The organism is Gordonia sp. UCD-TK1 (genome assembly GCF_001691435.1).
Classification (GTDB): domain Bacteria; phylum Actinomycetota; class Actinomycetes; order Mycobacteriales; family Mycobacteriaceae; genus Gordonia; species Gordonia hongkongensis.
Genome location: NZ_LZMP01000001.1, coordinates 1 through 19,316, shown reverse-complemented (window position 1 = coordinate 19,316; position 19,316 = coordinate 1). Strand labels below are relative to the sequence as shown.

General features: G+C 69.4%; 18 protein-coding genes. 10 read left to right on the top strand and 8 right to left on the bottom strand.

What is annotated here, in order from left to right; genetic code table 11:
• Positions 1–26: 26 nt before the first annotated feature.
• The 3 genes from A9310_RS00090 to ppgK all read right to left on the bottom strand — a co-directional run bounded on the left by A9310_RS00090 (position 27) and on the right by ppgK (position 3,907).
• Positions 27–1,076 (bottom strand): sulfite exporter TauE/SafE family protein, encoded by a 1,050-nt coding sequence (locus A9310_RS00090; protein WP_065628899.1) that lies wholly within the window; start codon positions 1,074–1,076, stop codon positions 27–29.
• 393 nt (positions 1,077–1,469) lie between these two features.
• Positions 1,470–3,032: an RNA polymerase sigma factor gene (locus A9310_RS00085; RefSeq protein ID WP_083207184.1), complete on the bottom strand. Its 1,563-nt coding sequence runs from the start codon at positions 3,030–3,032 to the stop codon at positions 1,470–1,472.
• A 56-nt stretch (positions 3,033–3,088) separates the two neighbouring features.
• Positions 3,089–3,907, bottom strand: coding sequence for a polyphosphate--glucose phosphotransferase (gene ppgK, locus A9310_RS00080; RefSeq protein ID WP_065628897.1), 819 nt, complete (start codon positions 3,905–3,907; stop codon positions 3,089–3,091).
• Between the two features lie 170 nt (positions 3,908–4,077).
• Between ppgK and A9310_RS00075 the strand changes: the two genes are divergently transcribed.
• The gene (locus A9310_RS00075) at positions 4,078–5,031 is read left to right on the top strand and encodes an inositol monophosphatase family protein (RefSeq protein WP_065628896.1); all 954 of its coding nucleotides are present in this window, start codon (positions 4,078–4,080) and stop codon (positions 5,029–5,031) included.
• A gap of 52 nt (positions 5,032–5,083) precedes the next feature.
• On the opposite strand, the gene cei is transcribed toward A9310_RS00075, so the two are convergent.
• Positions 5,084–5,776, bottom strand: a complete 693-nt coding sequence (gene cei / locus A9310_RS00070) for an envelope integrity protein Cei (protein ID WP_065628895.1) — start codon at positions 5,774–5,776, stop codon at positions 5,084–5,086.
• Positions 5,777–6,186: 410 nt separating this feature from the next.
• On the opposite strand from cei, the gene A9310_RS00065 reads away from it, so the two are divergent.
• A complete protein-coding gene (locus A9310_RS00065) occupies positions 6,187–6,486 on the top strand; it encodes a DUF4193 domain-containing protein (protein ID WP_004018846.1) in 300 nt (99 codons plus the stop codon).
• Positions 6,487–6,583: 97 nt separating this feature from the next.
• Here the strand turns inward: A9310_RS00065 and A9310_RS00060 are convergent, their stop codons facing one another.
• The gene (locus A9310_RS00060; RefSeq protein ID WP_065628894.1) at positions 6,584–7,156 is read right to left on the bottom strand and encodes a DUF3093 domain-containing protein; all 573 of its coding nucleotides are present in this window, start codon (positions 7,154–7,156) and stop codon (positions 6,584–6,586) included.
• Between the two features lie 22 nt (positions 7,157–7,178).
• Between A9310_RS00060 and dut the strand changes: the two genes are divergently transcribed.
• Both dut and A9310_RS00050 read left to right on the top strand, forming a co-directional pair.
• On the top strand, positions 7,179–7,664 hold the full coding sequence (dut, locus tag A9310_RS00055; protein WP_065628893.1) for a dUTP diphosphatase: 486 nt from the start codon (positions 7,179–7,181) through the stop codon (positions 7,662–7,664).
• A gap of 109 nt (positions 7,665–7,773) precedes the next feature.
• Positions 7,774–8,664 (top strand): DUF3710 domain-containing protein, encoded by an 891-nt coding sequence (locus A9310_RS00050; RefSeq protein WP_065628892.1) that lies wholly within the window; start codon positions 7,774–7,776, stop codon positions 8,662–8,664.
• Positions 8,665–8,688: 24 nt separating this feature from the next.
• Here the strand turns inward: A9310_RS00050 and A9310_RS00045 are convergent, their stop codons facing one another.
• Entirely contained in the window at positions 8,689–9,420 is a 732-nt protein-coding gene (locus A9310_RS00045; RefSeq protein WP_065628891.1) for an alpha/beta fold hydrolase, read from the bottom strand.
• Positions 9,421–9,715: 295 nt separating this feature from the next.
• On the opposite strand from A9310_RS00045, the gene A9310_RS00040 reads away from it, so the two are divergent.
• Both A9310_RS00040 and A9310_RS00035 read left to right on the top strand, forming a co-directional pair.
• Positions 9,716–10,090, top strand: a complete 375-nt coding sequence (locus tag A9310_RS00040; RefSeq protein WP_004018839.1) for an OB-fold nucleic acid binding domain-containing protein — start codon at positions 9,716–9,718, stop codon at positions 10,088–10,090.
• Positions 10,091–10,182: 92 nt separating this feature from the next.
• Complete coding sequence (locus tag A9310_RS00035) at positions 10,183–10,809, top strand: DUF3159 domain-containing protein (protein WP_139104502.1); 627 nt, start codon at positions 10,183–10,185, stop codon at positions 10,807–10,809.
• Here A9310_RS00035 and A9310_RS00030 read toward each other — a convergent pair.
• Both A9310_RS00030 and A9310_RS00025 read right to left on the bottom strand, forming a co-directional pair.
• On the bottom strand, positions 10,790–11,452 hold the full coding sequence (locus A9310_RS00030) for a TrkA family potassium uptake protein (protein WP_065628889.1): 663 nt from the start codon (positions 11,450–11,452) through the stop codon (positions 10,790–10,792). The genes A9310_RS00035 and A9310_RS00030 overlap by 20 nt on opposite strands.
• A 22-nt stretch (positions 11,453–11,474) precedes the next feature.
• The gene (locus A9310_RS00025) at positions 11,475–12,143 is read right to left on the bottom strand and encodes a TrkA family potassium uptake protein (RefSeq protein WP_065629067.1); all 669 of its coding nucleotides are present in this window, start codon (positions 12,141–12,143) and stop codon (positions 11,475–11,477) included.
• Between the two features lie 78 nt (positions 12,144–12,221).
• Between A9310_RS00025 and A9310_RS00020 the strand changes: the two genes are divergently transcribed.
• The 4 genes from A9310_RS00020 to A9310_RS00005 all read left to right on the top strand — a co-directional run bounded on the left by A9310_RS00020 (position 12,222) and on the right by A9310_RS00005 (position 18,832).
• On the top strand, positions 12,222–14,237 hold the full coding sequence (locus A9310_RS00020) for an APC family permease (protein WP_083207182.1): 2,016 nt from the start codon (positions 12,222–12,224) through the stop codon (positions 14,235–14,237).
• Positions 14,234–15,541 (top strand): class I SAM-dependent RNA methyltransferase, encoded by a 1,308-nt coding sequence (locus tag A9310_RS00015; RefSeq protein ID WP_065628887.1) that lies wholly within the window; start codon positions 14,234–14,236, stop codon positions 15,539–15,541. The genes A9310_RS00020 and A9310_RS00015 overlap by 4 nt, the downstream gene beginning before the upstream one ends.
• Before the next feature lie 151 nt (positions 15,542–15,692).
• A complete protein-coding gene (dxs, locus tag A9310_RS00010; RefSeq protein ID WP_065629066.1) occupies positions 15,693–17,651 on the top strand; it encodes a 1-deoxy-D-xylulose-5-phosphate synthase in 1,959 nt (652 codons plus the stop codon).
• Between the two features lie 41 nt (positions 17,652–17,692).
• Positions 17,693–18,832, top strand: a complete 1,140-nt coding sequence (locus tag A9310_RS00005) for a glutamate--cysteine ligase (RefSeq protein WP_065628886.1) — start codon at positions 17,693–17,695, stop codon at positions 18,830–18,832.
• Positions 18,833–19,316 lie beyond the last annotated feature (484 nt).

Genomic DNA, 19,316 nt, shown 5'->3' with positions numbered 1-19,316 from the left:
CGTTGTGCGCGGGACGAGTCGTTCGGTCAGCTCGTCCGCGTGGGGGTGTGTGTTCCGCTCGCACCCGCATCGGGTTCGGGTGCGGAGTCGGCGGCCGGGATGTCCGACGTCGACGTTCCCTCGGAGCCGGGGCGTTCCGCGCCCTCGGCGCCCACGAGCGCCTCTTCCTGCTCCTCGCGGAAATGGGTGACCGCGTCGGAGGACTCGTTCTCCCGGTCGCGCAGGTACTCGCGGAGCGAGTAGGCGAACGCCGCGGCCCAGGCGATGGCGATCACGATGTAGAAGACGTTGCGCACCGAGCCGGGGGCGTCGATGAAGTCGCTCTTCAGCAGGCTGCGGGTGTTCGTGAGGACGATCAGGCCGCCGACCGAGGCGCCCAGCAGGCGCGGCGGGATGTGACGCACGAGCCACGCCGCGATCGGTGCGGCGATCACGCCGCCGACGAGGATGGCGGCGACCCATGCGAAGTTGATTCCCTGCGAACCGAGACTGAACAGGAAGCCGAGGCTCGCGGCGACGGCGATGATGAACTCGCTTGTGTCGATCGAACCGATGACCTTGCGGGGCTCGAGACGGCCGCTGGCCAGGATGGCCGGGGTGCCGACCGGACCCCAACCGCCGCCACCGGTGGCGTCGACGAATCCGGCGACGAATCCGAGCGGGCTGAGGAATCGCTTGCGCAGCGGCTTGCCGAGGTTGTGGCGGGGGATGCCCTGGAAGGTGAACCGCACCAGGATGTAGAGCCCGAGCAGCAGCAGGATCACGGCCATGACCGGCGCGGCGGTCTCGGTGGAGAGACTCGACAGGATCGTGGCGCCGAGGAAGGCGCCGATGGCTCCCGGGATCGCGATACGGCGCACGACGCGCCAGTCGACGTTCCCGAACTTCCAGTGCGAGACGCCGGAGACCAGCGTGGTGCCGATCTCGGCCAGGTGCACGGTGGCCGAGGCGGCAGCCGGGTTGGTGCCGATGGCGAGGAGGAGGGTCGTGGTGGTGACGCCATAAGCCATGCCGAGACTGCCGTCGACGAGCTGAGCAGCGAAGCCGACGAGGCCGATCAGGACAATCGTTCTCATAGTGGGTCTTTCCGGGAAGTCACGCCGTCAGGGACGTGACGAGGCTGGGGCAGGCACTCGGTGCCCGCGACGAAGTGGAACGCGGAGGAGGGGATCGCAGGTGGCGTTCTCGCCCTCGGGTGGGGTCTGTCGCGTCACAGACACAGCATCGATGCTGTGCGCAGCAGGTCGACGGTGGCACGGCGCACCAGCATGGCGCCGCGTCTGCTCCCGGTCACTGCGTAAGTCACCGCGCCATCCTATGTAGTGCGTCCCCGAAAGCCCGAGAATCCGGTCGTGTCCAAATCGGAGCGCGCAGAACTATTGACAGATCGATGTCGATGTGGATGACACAACGACATCGCCCCCGGAACCGTGAGGTTCCGGGGGCGATGAGGCTGTTGTCGTCACCGACTAGTCGAGATAGTCACGCAGGACCTGGGAGCGCGACGGGTGGCGCAGCTTCGACATCGTCTTCGACTCGATCTGACGGATGCGCTCGCGGGTCACGCCGTAGACCTGCCCGATCTCGTCGAGGGTGCGGGGCTGGCCGTCGGTCAGTCCGAAGCGGAGGCGGACCACGCCGGCCTCACGTTCGGACAAGGTCTCGAGCACTGACTGCAGTTGATCCTGCAACAGCGTGAAGCTGACCGCGTCGACCGCGACGACGGCTTCGGAGTCCTCGATGAAGTCGCCGAGCTGGCTGTCGCCCTCATCGCCGATGGTCTGGTCCAGCGAGATGGGTTCCCGGGCGTACTGCTGGATCTCCAGCACCTTCTCCGGGGTGATGTCCATCTCCTTGGCGAGTTCTTCCGGCGTCGGCTCGCGGCCGAGGTCCTGGAGGAGTTCACGCTGGATGCGACCGAGCTTGTTGATGACCTCGACCATGTGCACCGGGATACGGATGGTGCGGGCCTGGTCGGCCATGGCGCGGGTGATCGCCTGACGGATCCACCAGGTGGCATATGTCGAGAACTTGTAGCCCTTGGTGTAGTCGAACTTCTCGACCGCGCGGATCAGACCGAGGTTGCCCTCCTGGATGAGATCCAGGAACGCCATACCGCGGCCCGTGTAGCGCTTGGCCAGCGACACGACGAGGCGCAGGTTCGCCTCGAGCAGGTGGTTCTTGGCGCGGTTGCCGTCGCGGGAGATCCAGTTCAGGTCACGCTTCTGGGCGGTGCTGAGCTTCTCGCCGGCATCCATGATGCGCCGAAGACGTTCGGTGGCGAACAGCCCGGCCTCGATGCGCTTGGCCAGTTCGACCTCTTCCTCGGCGTTGAGGAGGGCGACCTTGCCGATCTGCTTCAGGTACGCGCGGACACTGTCGGCGGAGGCGGTGAGCTCGGCGTCCTTGCGGGCCTGACGCAGCGCCTCGGACTCCTCTTCGTCCCAGACGAAGTCGCCGGACTTCGCGGCGGCGGCCTCGTCCTTGGACGCGGCCTTCGCGGCGGCCGGGGTTGCGCCGCCGGCGGCGGGCGCGGTCGCCTCCTCGGACTCGTCGTCGTCCTCCGACTCGTCCTCGGAGTCGTCGTCGACCTCCAGGTCGTCGTCGATCTCGACGTCCTCGAGTTCGGCGTCGGGACCGTCGATGTCGTCGATCGAGTCCGGGTCGTCGGGCTCGGCGTTCGGATCGTCGCCGGAACCCTCCGCGGACGCGGCCTTCTTGGCGGCCTTCTTCGGTGCCGCCTTCTTGGTGGCCTTCTTCGCCGGGGCCTTCTTGGCGGGGGCCTTGCGGGCGGCGGTCTTCTTCGCAGCCTTCTTGGCGGTTCGCTTCGCCGGGGCGTCGGTCGCGGCTGGGGTCGACTCCGTCGACTCGGCCTCTGCATCACCCTGGTGGGTCGTGATGGCTGCCACGTACAACCTTTCGAACTGTCTTCTGTGGTGTCTTCTGTCGTCTGTCACCAGACGCGACACGGCAGCATGAGCCGCCGTGGACGAGGTCTTGGTTTCTCGGTTGGAATGACCGGTGACGACCATTGTAACGACATCGCCGTCCCCGGTGTGTCAAAGCCCTGGTCACGCCCTGCGCGGCGTCACGTCTTCAGTCCCTGGGACACTGCCATGGCCGCACCGACGATGCCGGCGGTGTTCAACAGCGTCGCCGGTACCACGGGCGTCTTGTTGGTCAGCAGCGGAATCCACTTGTCGGACTTGCGGCTGATACCGCCGCCGGCGATGAAGAGATTCGGCCAGAACAGCGCCTCGTAGGTCTCGAGGACCTCGGAGACCTTCTCGGTCCACTTCTCGTACGACCAGCCCTTCTCCTCGCGGACACGCGAAGACGCCTGGTGCTCGGCTTCCTTCTTGCCGACCTGTAGGTGACCGAGCTCGGTGTTGGGCACGAGGGTGCCGTTGATCAGGATCGCCGACCCGATACCGGTTCCGAACGTCAGCAGCATCACGACCCCCGCGACGCCCTTGCCCGCGCCGTACGCGTCCTCGGCCATACCCGCGGCATCGGCGTCGTTGAGGACCGACACCTGCCTACCGCCGAGGTATCCGCTGAAGAGGTCGTAGACGTCGGTGCCGATCCAGGCCTTGTCGATGTTCGCCGCCGTGCGCATGATCCCGTCGGTCACGACCCCGGGGAGGGTGACACCCACCGGGCCGGTCCAGTCGAAATGCGCGACCACCTCGGCGACGCCCCGGGCCACGGCCTCGGGTGTCGCGGGCTGCGGGGTGAGCACCTTGAACCGTTCGCCGACGAGTTCACCGGTGTCGAGATCGACGATGCCGCCCTTGATCCCGGAACCGCCGACGTCGACCCCGAAACCGAGGTTCGTCGGAGGTGTTGGATCATCGGGGCCGGCGACATCGGAGTCGGACGATCCGGGGACGGACGTGTCGGTCATGGCGGGGCTCCCTGTCCGGGTCGGTGTCTGAGGGTGGGGGCAATCCGAGACCAGCCTATTCACGCGACCGGCGCAACGCCCGTCATCGCAACGCATGTCGACACGATTCGACCACCCGGGAGGAGAGATCGGTCACCGCGATCGGTGGTGCGCTCCGGCCATGTGCTCACATGGAGGGCGTGGATCAGACAATTCCGGTGGACGAGCTCGCCGCGGTCGCCGGCGCCGTGGCCCGGGAGGCCGCCGCGCACGTACGTCGCCGCCGGCCCGAATTGTTCGGTGCGACACCGGGACACGGCGAGCCGCCGCAGCCCGCCGCGGTGGATTCCACCGTCCGGCCCGTCTCGACGAAGTCGACGGTGCAGCCCGTGTCGACGAAGTCGACAGTGCAGCCTGTGTCGACGAAGTCGACGGAAACCGATCCGGTCACCCTCGCCGACACCGAGACCGAACGCCTGATCCGCTCGCTGCTGCGTGAGGCGCGCCCCGACGACGAGGTGCTGGGCGAGGAGGACGGCGGGAGCCGGGCGGTGCCTACCGGTGTCCGATGGGTGGTCGATCCGATCGACGGGACCGTCAACTTCATGTACGGCGTGCCGGCCTATGCGGTGTCCATCGCGGCCCAGGTCGACGGACAGTCGGTCGCCGGGGTCGTCGTCGACGTCGCCCGCGACGTCACGTACGGCGCGACCCTCGGCGGGGGAGCGTGGGCGGCGGACTCCGCCGGGGTACGCCGGCCGCTCCGCTGCAATCCGGTCGACAGGGCCGAACTCGCGCTCGTCGCAACGGGCTTCGGGTACGACGCGGCGCGCCGCCGGCAGCAGGGACGCATCGTCGCCGAACTGCTCCCACGTGTCCGCGACGTCCGACGCATCGGCGCCGCGGCCCTCGACCTCTGCATGGTCGCGGCCGGCGCGGTCGACGCCCACTACGAACACGGTCTGAGCCCGTGGGACTGGGCCGCCGGCGGACTGATCGCCGCCGAGGCCGGCGCCGTCGTCCAGACTCCGCCACCGGATTCGCGGGCCGACGAGGGACACATCACCGTCGCTGTCGCGCCCGGGGTGGCCGACGAATTCCTCGCGCTGCTCGACGAATTCGACGCTCGCAGCCCGCTCACCTGACGGCCTCCCGCTTCTCGCCAGAGGTCGCCGGCCGCCGCACTGCGTGCGGAGCTCAGCAGGGGGCGGAGTGCACGGCCTCGACGAGGACCGGGTCGACACCACTCGCCGGATTCTTCGGATCCGCCGACCGCAGCGCCTCGAGGGCAGCCTGCGCGTCCTGCGACATCTCGCCACCCGAGTGGTGGACCCCGAGTGCGACGTCGACGGCCGTGCCGCGCCGGCCGTCGTCGACCAACTGGGCGCACGGGAACGCCAGCCATGTGGCCGCCGCCGCCGCGCGACCGGCCGGCCCGAACCGGATCTGTGCGACACAGTTGAGATCCCGGTTGGGATAGACCGGGTCATCGGCGTACGGCGTGTCCGGCACCGGGCTGAACCCCTGCGCGGTCAGGTCGTCGGACACCGTGCGGGCCGCGCCTCGTTCGTCGGAGGCGTTGAGGACGCGGACGCCGAAGGTCGACAGCGGGGCCGGAGCGACTCCGAGCATCTCGTCCCGTCCGACGACGGTGAGGGTCGGCGGGGCCGGCGGAGGTGGCGCGCCCGCTTCCACCGACGTCGGCGGAGTCGGTTGATTGCACGCTGTCGGAACGGATTCGGACTCGCCGCCGCCCAGCGCAACCGCCCACACCACCACGCCGACGACCATCAGGACGACGACCGTGACGATCGCCGGTGCGTAGCGCCGCCGACGGTAGGGTCGGCCCTGCTCGTCGGTCGGATAGCCGACCGTAATCTTCGACACCACCGTGGACTGACTCCTCACTGGGCGTTGCGTGATCTCGGATCACTGTAGAGGGTGACCCCGCAGTGCCCCGCGAGCCTCGCCGGGAGCGGTACGACTGGGGTGTACCGGGGCATGGATCGGGCGCCGAACCGAAACTTACCGACGAGTTGGGTCCCGGGTATTGACCTTCGATAGCGTGTCGACTATACTTCGGGCGCCCGCGCTTCCAGACCCGGGGTGCGCCCGATATGAAACCGTGATCGAAATCACGCAATACGTCTGATCCTCTGGTACGAATCTCGCCCGAGACGACGTTGCAGTGACCCCATCGGTAAGACAATCCCGGCGGAGTCGTGCGCAATAACACCGGGTGGCGACGCCAGCGCCGTCACCGTGAGCGCCCCTCACACTCTCGACAAGTTAGGCAAGGAATGGCTACAGATTACGACGCGCCACGACGGACGGAGACCGAGGACCTCAACGAGGACTCGCTCGAAGAACTGAAGGCTCGACGCAGCGAGGCGCAGTCCTCGGCAGTGGATGTCGACGAGAGTGATACCGCGGAGTCCTTCGAACTCCCGGGCGCCGATCTCTCGGGCGAGGAACTGTCCGTGCGTGTCATCCCCAAGCAGGCCGACGAGTTCACCTGTACCAGCTGCTTTCTCGTCTACCACCGCAGCCGGTTGGCCGAGGAGAACGGAAGCTCGCTCATCTGCGTCGACTGCGCGTGAGATGAACTGAGTCCAGCTGTCACAGCTGATGAAGGGGGCCGACGCCGAATACGGCGCGGCCCCTTCGTCGTGTCTCGGGTAGAGAGTCGTGCCCGGGTCAGGCGGTGGGTGCGGGACGGTCGGCCGCGGCGTCGTCGACGCCCAGCGCCGCAAGGAGTTCGGCGGGCCGACGTGTCGAGACCAGCCAATACGGTGTCGGGTCGTCGGGGTCGTCGAGCACGATGAGGACCATCGTCTTCACCCAGGAGCGGTGCACGAGATAGGCCGCCGGGTCGAGCTGCCGCCCGAGTGCGGCGCTCTTCGCGGTCGCCGGGACCGTCGCCGCCCGCGCGACGACGGCGCGCGGCAGGACCGCACGGTGGGCATGCAGCTCCCGATCCGCGGTCACCCGGATGCGGGTACGGCTCATCGACCACAGCATCACGACGCACAGCACGCCGGTGGCCACGTATCCGATGATGCTCCAGGCGCTCCCGCGCGCCGACAGCTGGATCTCGTAGCCCACCACGCCGGTGAGGACCACGGCTGCCAACCACCACCACCACGGCACGTACAGGCGCTCGTCGAACAGATCGGCGGTCGAGTCGGTGACGCCGGCGTTCCGCCCGGTGGGTGCGGGGGAGGCGTCCGAGGGTCCTCCGGGGCGCTCGGGCGAATGATCTGCGGTCACGTGACCAGCGTAGTCTGCCTGCGTGGCCTCAGATCTCCCCCCTGCGCACCCCGCTGACCCGGCGCCGATCGCGCTCCGACGCCTCGATCCCGACCTACCGCTGCCGACCAGGGCGCACCCCGGGGACGCGGGGGTCGATCTCTATTCGACGATCGATCTCGAACTGCCCGCCGGACGCCGTCAACTCGTCGGGACCGGGATCGCCGTGGCGTTGCCGATCGGCACCGTGGGGCTGATCCACCCGAGGTCGGGACTGGCCGCCCGGGCCGGCCTGTCGGTCGTGAACACCCCCGGCACCATCGACGCGGGCTATCGCGGGGAGATCAAGGTCTGTCTGATCAACCACGATCCGGAGCAGACGATCTCCATCTCGCGGGGAGACCGCATAGCCCAGCTGATCGTGCAGCGCGTCGAGCTGCCCGACTTCGTCGAGGTCGACGAACTCGACGACACCGCACGCGGCGACGGCGGGTACGGATCGAGCGGGGGATCGGCGATTCTCGCCTGACCGCTGCGGTGAACCGTCGCCCGGGGCTCTCCCCGACGGGAGTCGATTAGTGTTTCCCGTGTGTCCGGCGGATCGCTGTCGCCGGCGGTGACGAACGAGGAGTGACGCGATGGCACAGGACGGATCAGAGGAGCTGCGGGTCGGTCAGGCGCGCGGCCCCTACGACATCGACGCACTGGCGACCCGGCCGCAGGAGCTCGAGAACTCCCATCTGGACCTCGGATCGGTGCTGGTCCCGGTGGTCGAGGGCGGACAGGTCACCGTCGAGATGTCCGAGGCCCACCAGCCGCAGAACGTGTACCTGGTGACCCCCATCGGCCGGATCTCGGTGAGCGCCTTCGCCGCACCCAAGTCCCCCGGGATGTGGCGTGAGGTGGTCCGTGAGCTGGCCGCTTCCCTCCGCGACGACGGCGCGGCCACGAGTGTCGAAGACGGGCACTGGGGGCGTGAGGTGGTCGCCGAGACGGACGGTGCGACCCACCGGTTCATCGGGGTCGACGGCCCGCGCTGGCTCGTCCGGTGCGTGGGCAGCGGACCCACCGAGCATGCGGACGACCTCGCACGGTTGAGCCGCGCCGTACTGGCCGAGACGGTGGTCCGACGCGGGTCCGAGCCGTTCCCCCCGCGGGATCCGCTGCCCGTCGTGTTGCCGCCGGTGCTCGCCGAGCAGGTCGCGGCCGCCCAGCAGCAGATGTTCGCCGGCCCCCCGGCCGGACAAGAATCCCCGGACCCCTCCGCCCAGAACCCCACCGCACAGGACGCGGGCCCGGGTGCCGCGACCACCGAGGACGCGACCGACGATTCGGTACCCGTTGCCGGGGGTGCGCTCGATCAGGTCGCCCACGCCACCGTCTATGGGGAGAACGCCTACCGCGACGAGCCGGAGGCGGCCGCCGCCCGGGAAGTGGAGTCCGCGGCTCCCGCCGATCCCGAGGTCGACGAGGAGCCGTTGCCGCCGTCGTCGGGTTCGGCGATGCAGCGCTTCCGCCGCCGCCGCTGAAGCTCCGGCCAGACCGGGCTCCGATCACCCCGGCGGGTCGGTGAGTGCGACAAGCCCGGCCCGGAGCTCGTCTCCCAGCACACCCGGATCGTGGCCCCAGTCGTCGAGCGCGATCTCGACGAGGGTCGATTGCGGCGCGGCAGCATGCCATTCGCGGGCGACGGCGATGGGGTGGACCGGATCGTCGGCGGCCGCGACGATGGCCAGCGGCACCGTGAGCCCGGCGATCTCGGCCGGCGTCGGCGCCCGATGACGAGCCGCCTCGCGCAACATGCCGGCGAGGCCCGGGTACAGACCCCGCCACGACCGGGTCAGTTCCGCGGCCAGCCAGTCCGGGCTGCTGCTCGCCATCGCCGCGATGGTCGCCTCGAGTCCGTCGCGTTCGAGTGCATCGGCGGTGGCGCCGGCACTCGCGGCCGCGGGTGCCGAGTGGGCGTCGCCGCTCCATGCCGGCAGCGCGGCGAGCACCCCGGCGCAGCGTCGGTCGGTGTCCTGCAGGGCCCACTCGAGCGCGATCGCGGCCCCGATCGACACCCCGCCCACGAGGATCGAGCGGTGGGCTCCGGCGGCCCGCTCCAGCCCGCGGAGGTGGCCGTCGATCAACGGCGTCGTCGGGTCCAGCGCGATGAGCTCGACTCCCAGGTCCGCTGCGGCGCGCTGAAAGGAACGGGTCACGTGATCGGCGTCGGAGCCCGTTCCGGGGATGCCGACCAGAGCCGTCGGGCGAGGGCGGTGCGGACCGTCGGTGCCAGGCATCAGGGCATCATCCCCTAGTGGTGTGTCTCGAAAAGAGGTGGCCGGTATCCGGTGGGGCGCCGGGGACCATTCGCTTGTTTCCGAGACACACCACTAGGGTGTCCGGAGGTCCCCGCGCAGACCTGGACAGCGGGGGTCCGGCGACCACGGAATGGCCCCGCGGTCGCCGACGTTGTCACTGGCCGAGGCCGAGGTCTACGCTGGCGGGCAGGTCACCGATCACTCGTTCGGCGACCCACGGACACCGCTCTGTACAGCCCTGCGGTGCCGGCCGAAATCCATTGGGAGGGTCGAGATGCCCACTGCCGGCTATCTCAAACGACTGACCCGTCGGCTGACCGAAGATCTCGGTGACGCCGACGCAGAGAAGATCGCCGAGGAATCCAAGGCGACAGGTGCCCAGCGCGCATCCGAGTGCTGCCGCGGTGACGAGGTCACCATGCACGGCGAACTGCGTGCGGTCGAGACCTGTTCGCGGTCGGCCAAGGCGGGGGTGAAGGCCGAGTTCTTCGACGGCTCCGACATCGTGATGCTGAAGTGGCTGGGCCGTAACCGCATCACCGGCATCGAGCCCGGCCGCAAGGTCACCGTCCGGGGCCGGCTCGCCGAGCAGGACGGCCACAAGGTGATCTACAACCCTTATTACGAGTTGCACGGCGTCGACGAGTGACCGGTCCGGTCCCCGAGCATCCGGCCTCGAGACAGCCGGACGCCGAACCGTCGGCACCCGGACGGTCAGCACCCGAGCAGGCGGCGCCCACGGTGCTCGAACAGATCGGTGGCGTCTCCGGCCTGGTCTATTCGACCGTGCCCGTGGTGGTGTTCGTCCCCGTCAACTCCTTCTTCGACCTCCGGACCGCCATCTACGCGGCTCTCGGCGTGGCGGCGCTGCTCTTCGTCGTACGGCTCGTGCGCCGCGAACCCCTGACCCCCGCGATCTCGGGTCTGCTCGGCGTCGCCATCTGCGTCTTCATCGCCGACCGGGTGGGGGATGCCAAGGGCTACTTCCTCTTCGGGATCTGGAGCACCCTCGTCTATGCGATCGTGTTCGCCGGCTCGATCCTGGTGCGGTGGCCCCTCATCGGGGTGGCCTGGCATCTGATCAACGGCGAGGGTTCCGGCTGGCGCAAGCAGCGGTCCATCCTCCGCGCCTACGACATCGCCACCGCACTGTGGGCGGTGCTCTTCGCGGCGCGCTATCTGACGCAGTCGGAACTGTACGACGACGGGGCCACCGGGTGGCTGGCGTTCGCGCGCATCGCGATGGGGTGGCCGCTGACCGCGCTCGTGGTGCTCGCGACGATCCTCCTGGTCCGCCGGGCGCAGCGAGCCGAGGCGGCGCGCGCCGGCACCCCGCCGGACGCGGACGTCACCGCGCGATCTGCATAGCCTCGTAGAGGGCGGGCTCGGCCTCGGTGGGCGCGATGAAGACCAGTTCGTCGCCGCCCTCGATGGGGTCGTCGCGCTGCGGGACGATGACGCGGCCGCCGCGCAGGATCGCGACGAGCGCGGCGTCGCGCGGCAGTTCCAGCTTCCGGACGGGCTTGCCGGCGAGGGGAGTGTTCGACGGCAGGGTGAGTTCGACGAGGTTGGCCTGCCCCTGACGGAACGTCATCAACCGGACCAGATCGCCGACGGACACCGCCTCCTCGACCAGGGAGGCGAGCAGGCGCGGGGTCGAGACTGCGACGTCGACCCCCCAGTCCTCGCCGAACAGCCACTCGTTACGCGGGTCGTTGACGCGGGCGACGACCCGGTTGACGGCGAACTCGGTCTTCGCGAGCAGGCTCACGACGAGGTTGGCCTTGTCGTCGCCGGTCGCGGCGATCATGACGTCGTAGGTCTGTAGTTGCGCCTCTTCGAGATTGGCGAGTTCACACGCGTCGGCGAGCACCCAGCCCGCGCCGACGACCGCGTCGGTGTCGATGTGGCCGGCGTTGCGCTCGAAGAGCGTGACCTCGTGGGCGTTCACCAGCAGTTCGCGGGCGATCGAGCGCCCGACCGCGCCGGCTCCGGCGATGGCGACCTTCACTTCGGGACTCCTTCGGCCCGGGTCATCCGGACTCGTTCTGGGTGAACGGCCGCGCGGCGACGCCGCGGGCGTTCTTGAGGTTGTCGAGCATGACCGCCCCGTAGATCACATCGTCCTGTTGCAGAACGGTTTTCGCCTCGGGGAGAACCGGACGTCCGACACGGCTGAGGAAGGCCACCCGCGCGCCGGTCTGCTCCTGGAACTTGCCGACCGAGATCCCGATCCACGAGTCGTCGACGTCGATCTGGGCGATCGCCAGCGAACCCGACGGGTCACGCCACTCCATCGTCGTCGTCTCGCCGAGCGCCGAGACGAACCGCTCGGTCGTCCAGGGGACGGTCGCCACCGTGGGGATCCCGAGCCGCTCGTACACCTCGGCGCGCTTGGCGTCGTAGATCCGGGCGACGACGCGCTCGACGTCGAAGGTCTCGCGGGCCACCCGCGCCGAGATGATGTTCGAGTTGTCCCCGGAGGACACCGCGGCGAACGCGTCGGCGTGCTCGATGCCCGCCTTGACGAGGATCTCGCGGTCGAACCCGACCCCGGTGATCGTGCGGCCCGCGAAGTCGGGACTCAGCCGCACGAACGCGCTCGGATCCCGATCGATGATCGCGACGTCGTGTCCGCGCTTCTGCATCGACATCGCGAGCGCGGATCCGACCCGCCCGCAACCCATGATGACCACCTGCACGGCATTCCTCTCCACACGCGGCTCGTCTGCCGCGAGTCGAACCTACCCGCCTCGGCGCCAACGCTCTAGGGTTGCCTGGTGTCCACCGTCTCCAAGGTGTCCGTCGCGACGAAACGCCTCCTGCTCGGCAGGCCTTTTCGCAGCGACACGCTCGGTCACACGCTGCTGCCCAAGCGGATAGCCCTGCCGGTGTTCGCCTCCGACGCGATGAGCTCGGTGGCGTACGCCCCACAGGAGATCTTCCTGGTGCTGTCCGTCGCCGGGATCAGCGCGCTGGCGTTCACGCCCTGGGTGGCGATCGCCGTCGCCGTCGTCATGGCAGTGGTCGTCGCGAGCTACCGCCAGAACGTGCACGCCTACCCCTCGGGTGGCGGCGACTACGAGGTCGCGACCGTCAATCTCGGTCCCAACGCGGGCCTGACCGTCGGCAGCGCTCTGCTGGTGGACTACGTGCTCACGGTGGCGGTGTCGGTCACGTCGGCGGCGGAGAACATCGGTTCGGCGATCCCGTTCGTCGAAGAGCACAAGGTGTGGTTCTGCGTCGGCGCGATCATGCTGCTCGCCGCGGTCAACCTGCGCGGCATCAAGGAGTCCGGCGCCGTGCTCGCGATCCCGACCTACGGGTTCATCATCGGTGTCCTGGGCATGCTCATCTGGGGGTTCACCGAGATCTACGTGCTCGGGCAGGACATCCATTCCGAGACCGCCGACTTCGGCATCGTGCCCGAACAGGACAACCTCACCGGGCTGGCGCTGATCTTCCTCGTCGCCCGGTCGTTCTCCTCGGGCTGTGCGGCGCTCACCGGGGTGGAGGCCATCAGCAACGGGGTGCCGGCCTTCCGGAAACCGAAGTCGCGCAACGCCGCGACGACGCTGCTGCTGCTGGGCACGTTCTCCATCACCCTGCTGATGGGCATCGTGCTGCTGGCGGAGAAGATCGGCGCGAAGTACGTGATGAACCCGGAGCAGGACCTCATCGGGGCGCCGGAGGGTTATCAGCAGAAGGCCATGATCGCCCAGTTGGCCCATGCCGTCTTCGACTCGTTCCCGCCGGCCTTCTTCTTCGTCGCCACCGTCACCGCGCTGATCCTGCTGCTGGCCGCGAACACCGCCTTCAACGGTTTCCCGGTGCTGGGCTCGGTACTCGCGCAGGACCGCTACCTGCCGCGCCAGTTGCACACCCGAGGCGACCGCCTGGCGTTCAGCAACGGCATCCTCTTCCTCGCGATCGCCGCGATCATCTTCGTCGTCGCGTTCGGCGCGCAGGTGACGTCCCTGATCCAGCTCTACATCGTGGGCGTCTTCGTGTCGTTCACCCTGAGCCAGACGGGCATGGTGCGGCACTGGACCCGTCTGCTGCGTACCGAGACCGACCCGAGCGCGCGGCGTCGGATGATGCAGTCCCGGGTAGTCAACACGGTCGGCCTGGTGATGACCGCGACGGTTCTGGTCGTCGTCCTGATCACCAAGTTCACCGAGGGTGCCTACATCGCCGTGATCGCGATGGTCTCGTTGTTCGTGATCATGAAACTCATCCATCACCACTACGCGTCGGTGCAGCGCGAACTCGACCGCGCCGAGGACGACGACGAGGCCGTCCTGCCCAGCCGCACACATTCGATCGTGCTCGTGTCCAGCCTGCACATGGCGTCCAAGCGGGCCCTGCGGTACGCGCGGGCCACCCGTCCGGACGTCCTGGAGGCGATCACGGTCAACGTCGACGACCGCGACACCCGCAAGCTCGTCTCGGAGTGGGAGGCCAGCGACATCACCGTCCCGCTGAAGGTCATCGCCTCGCCCTATCGCGAGATCACCCGGCCCGTCATCGAATACGTGCGCCGGGTGCGGCGCGAGTCGCCGCGCGACGTCGTGACCGTGTTCATCCCGGAGTATGTCGTCGGGCACTGGTGGGAGCAGATCCTGCACAACCAGTCGGCGCTGCGCCTCAAGGGCCGGCTGCTGTTCGAGCCCGGCGTGATGGTGACCTCGGTGCCGTGGCAGCTCACCTCGTCGGACCGGCGCAAGGAAGACCGCGCGTACTGGGCGCCGGGGGAGACCCGCCGTGCACTCGGCGAACCCGAACGGCGACCGTGAGCGGCCCGGCAACACCGCGCCGGGTCGAGGTGACCGTCGACCGTCCGGCCAACGGCGGTGAGTCCGTGGGCCGCGCCGACGGCCGCGTCGTGTTCGTCCGCGGGGCGATCCCCGGCGAACGGGTGGTCGCCGAGATCACCGACGACCGGCACGACTCGTACTGGCGGGCCGAGGTGGCGGAGGTGCTCGACGCCTCGCCGCATCGGGTGGCGCCGCGGTGTCCGGCGGCTGCGGCCGGGGCCGGGTGCTGTGATCTCGCGCACGTGGCACCCGATCACGCGCGGGACCTGAAACAGGCTGTGCTGCTCGATGTCCTGGATCGCGTTGGTCGTCTACCGGGCGAGATCGTCGCCGGCACCGAGCTGGCGACCGACGGCGTCCGGCGTCTCGGGGACGCCGACACGGGGTGGCGAATCCGGACCCGCCTGGCCGTGGACGGCCGGGGGCGCCCGGGGCAGTCGGCGTTCCGCGGCCGCGGCGTCGTCACCGAGGCCTGCGTCCAACCCGCCCCGGGAATGCTCGACGGACTCGCCGACCGCGGTTTCACCCCGCACTCCGAACTCGCCGTCGTGCTCGATGCCGACGGCGCGCGCCACGTCACCGAACTCGCGCCCGTGGCGGAGCCGCGCCGGGGCCGCGCCGACAGCCGGCGCCGGGCGCAGCAGAACCGCGCCCGGCACGCACGGCCCCGTGCCCAGCGGGTCGTCGAAGGCGAGGCGACGGCCGTCCAACGGGTCGGCGGGCGGTCGTGGGACATTCCCGTCGCGGGATTCTGGCAGGCGCACCGCGACGCGCCACGGACCTACGCCGAGACCGTCGTCGACTTCGTCGGTGCTCATCTCGGGGGACCGCCACGTGTGGCGTGGGATCTGTACGGCGGGGCAGGGGTGTTCGCAGGTGCACTGCTCGACGGCCCGGCCGGTGCGCCGGACACGGTGCACATCGTCGATTCGGATCCGGCCGCACTCGACGCCGCCGAACAGGCCTTCGCCGGCGACGGCGATCGGGTTCACACCCACCGCGGGGAGGTCGCGGCCCGGATCGCGGACCTCACCGCACGGCCGGACGTCGTCGTCCTCGATCCCCCGCGTACGGGAGCAGGGGAACGGGTGATCGGGGCGATCGCCGACGCCCGGCCCGGCATCGTGGTCCACGTGGGCTGTGACGCCGCCCGATTCGCACGTGATCTCGGATACTTCGCCGCACGCGGATTCCGTGTCGTCGACATACGCGGTTTCGACGCATTCCCGCTGACGCACCACGTGGAGGCGGTGGCCTGCCTCGTTCCCGCCGCCGACGGCTGAGCGACGCGCGCTCGCGAGGTCCGGGATCCCGACGCGTCGGCCATCCGTCGATCGGGCTCGCGACGAATGCTTCCGTAGACTGACCAGACATGTGCCGGACGTTCTCCGGCTCGACAGCCGACCTGGCGTCACGCCGGTGATGGAGGAAACGATGGGTGTGCTCGACCGGATCAGCTCGCCGGCCGATCTCCGGCCGCTGTCGGACGAGGAGATGAAGGTCCTCTCGGCCGAGATCCGGACGTTCCTGATCGAGAAGGTCGCCGCCACGGGCGGACATCTCGGACCGAACCTCGGAGTCGTCGAGTTGACCCTCGGAATTCACCGCGTCTTCGACTCGCCGTCGGATCCGATCCTGTTCGACACCGGCCACCAGTCCTACGTCCACAWGATCGTCACAGGACGCAAGGACGGCTTCGATCAGCTGCGCCAGCGCGGCGGGCTCACCGGCTACCAGGAGCGCGCGGAGTCCGAACACGACTGGGTGGAGTCCTCGCACGCGTCGGCGGCGCTGTCGTATGCGGACGGGCTCGCGAAGTCCTTCGAACTGACCGGTCAGCCGGATCGCACGGTGGTCGCGGTGGTCGGCGACGGCGCCCTGACCGGCGGCATGTGCTGGGAGGCGATCAACAACATCGCCGCCTGCAACCGCCGGGTCGTCATCGTGGTCAACGACAACGGTCGGTCCTATGCGCCGACGATCGGCGGACTCGCGAGTCACCTGTCGGGGCTGCGCCTGCAGCCCGGGTACGAGAAATTCCTCGACGAGGGTCGCCGCGTCGTCAAGCAGGTGCCGGTCGTCGGGGAGCCGGCATACGCCGTGCTGCACGGGATGAAGAGCGGGCTCAAGGACCTCCTGGCCCCGCAGGCGATGTTCACCGATCTCGGCCTGAAGTACGTCGGGCCCGTCGATGGTCACGACATCGACGCGGTCGAGTCGGCGCTGCGGCAGGCCCGCGACTTCGGCGGCCCGGTGATCGTGCACACCGTGACCCGCAAGGGCATGGGCTACGCCCACGCCGAGAACCACGTCGCCGACCTCATGCACGCGACCGGCATCATCGACCCGGTCACCGGCCGGCCCACGAGCGTCTCACCCCAGGACTGGACCGCCGTGTTCTCCGCCGCACTCCTCGACGCCGGCGCCAACCGTCCCGACGTCGTCGCGATCACCGCGGCGATGCCCGGGCCGACGGGACTCACCCCCTTCGGCGAGCGCTACCCGGACCGCATGTTCGACGTCGGCATCGCCGAACAGCATGCGATGACCTCGGCGGCCGGACTCGCGCTCGGCGGACTGCATCCGGTTGTCGCGATCTACTCGACGTTCCTCAACCGCGCGTTCGATCAGCTGCTGATGGACGTCGCGCTGCTGAAGCAGCCGGTGACGCTCGTCCTCGACCGTTCCGGCATCACCGGACCCGATGGCCCCAGCCACCACGGCATGTGGGATCTCTCGCTGATGGCGATGGTGCCCGGCCTGCGGGTCGCCGCACCCCGTGACGCCGTCCGACTGCGCGAGGAGTTCGACGAGGCTCTCGGCGTCGCCGACGGCCCCACAGCCCTCCGATTCTCCAAAGGTGCTGTCCCCGAAGACATCCGGGCGGTCGAGCGGCTCGACGACGGTGTGGACGTTCTGCACCGGACGGACCGGGACCTCGGTCCGGCGGGCGGCGATGTGCTCATCGTCGCGGTCGGTGCCTTCTGCGGGCTGGCCGTCGACACCGCCGAACGCCTGGCCCGTCAGGGAATCGATGCGACGGTCGTGGATCCGCGCTGGGTACTGCCGGTGCCCACCTCGGTGGTCGAGGTCGCGCGCCGCCACCGGCTCGTCGTGACGCTCGAGGACGGGTGCACCAGCGGCGGCGTCGGTTCCGCGGTCGCCGCCGCGCTGTCGGCGGCGGAGGTGCTCGTACCGGTCCAGATCAAGGGCATCCCGCAGGAGTTCATCGCACACGCCTCGCGCAACGAGATCCTGGGCGATCTCGGGTTGACCGCGCAGGACCTCGCCCGGTCGATCACCGCGACGGTCTCGGGCATGCAGGCCGGTCCCGGCCTGGACCGGGCGATCGAGAACACGCCCGATCCGGCGGAGAGCCGCGCCGAGGACTGACGTCCCGTTTGACCGATGCCGCCGCTGGGCATTTTCTCCGTGTGAACGACGAGTACGGTTCCGCGGGCGGGGATTTCCGGGGCATTCCGGCGCCGACCCTCGGGGTCGAGGAGGAGTTCGTCCTCSTCGACCGGGAGACCGGACGGCCGGTCGGGAGCAACCGCGAGGTCGCGGCCGCGGCATCCGCGCGCGGCCTCGACCTCGAGTTGGAACTCACCTCGTCGCAGGTGGAGATCGCCACGCCGACCGCGGCGACGAGTCAGGAGATCGGCGACCACCTGCACCGGCTGCGGGGCATCCTGGCGGCGGCCGCCGACGACGTGGGCGTCGACGTGGTCGCCTGCGGGGTGCCGCCACGCGTGCCCGAGTCGTTTCCGGTGACCGACACCGGCCGCTACCGGGCGATCGCCGCGCGGTACGGCATGCTGGCCCACGAACAGGGCATCAGTGGCTGTCACGTCCACGTGGGTGTCCCGGACACCGACACCGCCGTCGCGGTGTGCAATCGCCTGCGCCCGTGGCTACCGATACTGCTTGCGCTGTCGGCGAACTCGGCGATCTATCGCGACGCCGACTCCGGCCACGCCAGTTGGCGCTCGGTGCTCTGGTCGCGATGGCCGGCGGCGGGACCGCCACCGCACCTGCGGTCGGCCGAACACTTCGCCGAGACGGTCGAACTCCTCGTGGCCACGGGCACTATTCTCGACCCGCACATGCTGTACTGGGACGCTCGGCCGTCGGATCACCTGCCCACGGTCGAGGTGCGGGTCGGGGACGTGCAGATGCGGGTGGAGGAGACGCAGACCTTCGCCACCCTCGTCCGTGCGGCGGTGATGATCGCCCTCGACGACCTGCGCGCGGGGGACCGGCGGTTCCCGGCCGCGGACCTCGATCCGGCGCTGCTGTCGGCCGCGTACTGGATCGCCGCCCACGACGGCGTCGACGGGCGTGCGCTCGACCCGACGACCGGCGCGTTGGTGCCGGTCTGGACGCGGGTCGAGCAGCTACTCACCGTGCTCGCACCCGCACTGGACCGACTCGGCGAGCGGGACGGCGTCGCACAGACGCTGGACCGGCTGCGTCTGCAGGGCAACGGGGCCTCTCGGCAGCGGCGCCTCTTCGAGGAGTCCGGATCGGCTCTCGCCGTGGTCCGGGCCGCGACGCTGCACCCGCCCGTCTGACGACGGACGCCTGCCCTTCGTGGGGCTCGTCGCTAGGCGCTCCTCGCACCTCAGTACCAGCGGCCTGACGGCCGTCCTGGACTACGAAAGAAACCTGTGTGCTCGCGGCGAGCCCTACTACTGCTCCCTGAGGAGGCCGGAGCTTGCGGAGGCCGTCACGAAGGGTCCTGGTGAGATGCGTCGCGAACCCTAATGGGGGTGGATCGGCGTCCTGCAGGGGATGCTGGTTTGTGTGAGCCTTCCCGGCCGGTGACCACTCCGAGACCCTGAAACGGTGTCGGATTTCTACACGAAGACCGTGGCCCGGCCGGGTAAGGATCACCCGCTAGAACGCTTCTGGGATGTCGTGCCCCCTGAACCATGTGGGGTGAGCACTGATCCATTAGGCCGCGTCAAGGGTGATCACCCCAAGGTTCACACCGACGATCGATCGAGACGACCGAAGACGAGGTGAACGACCGACATGATCTGTGTGGGCAACGAC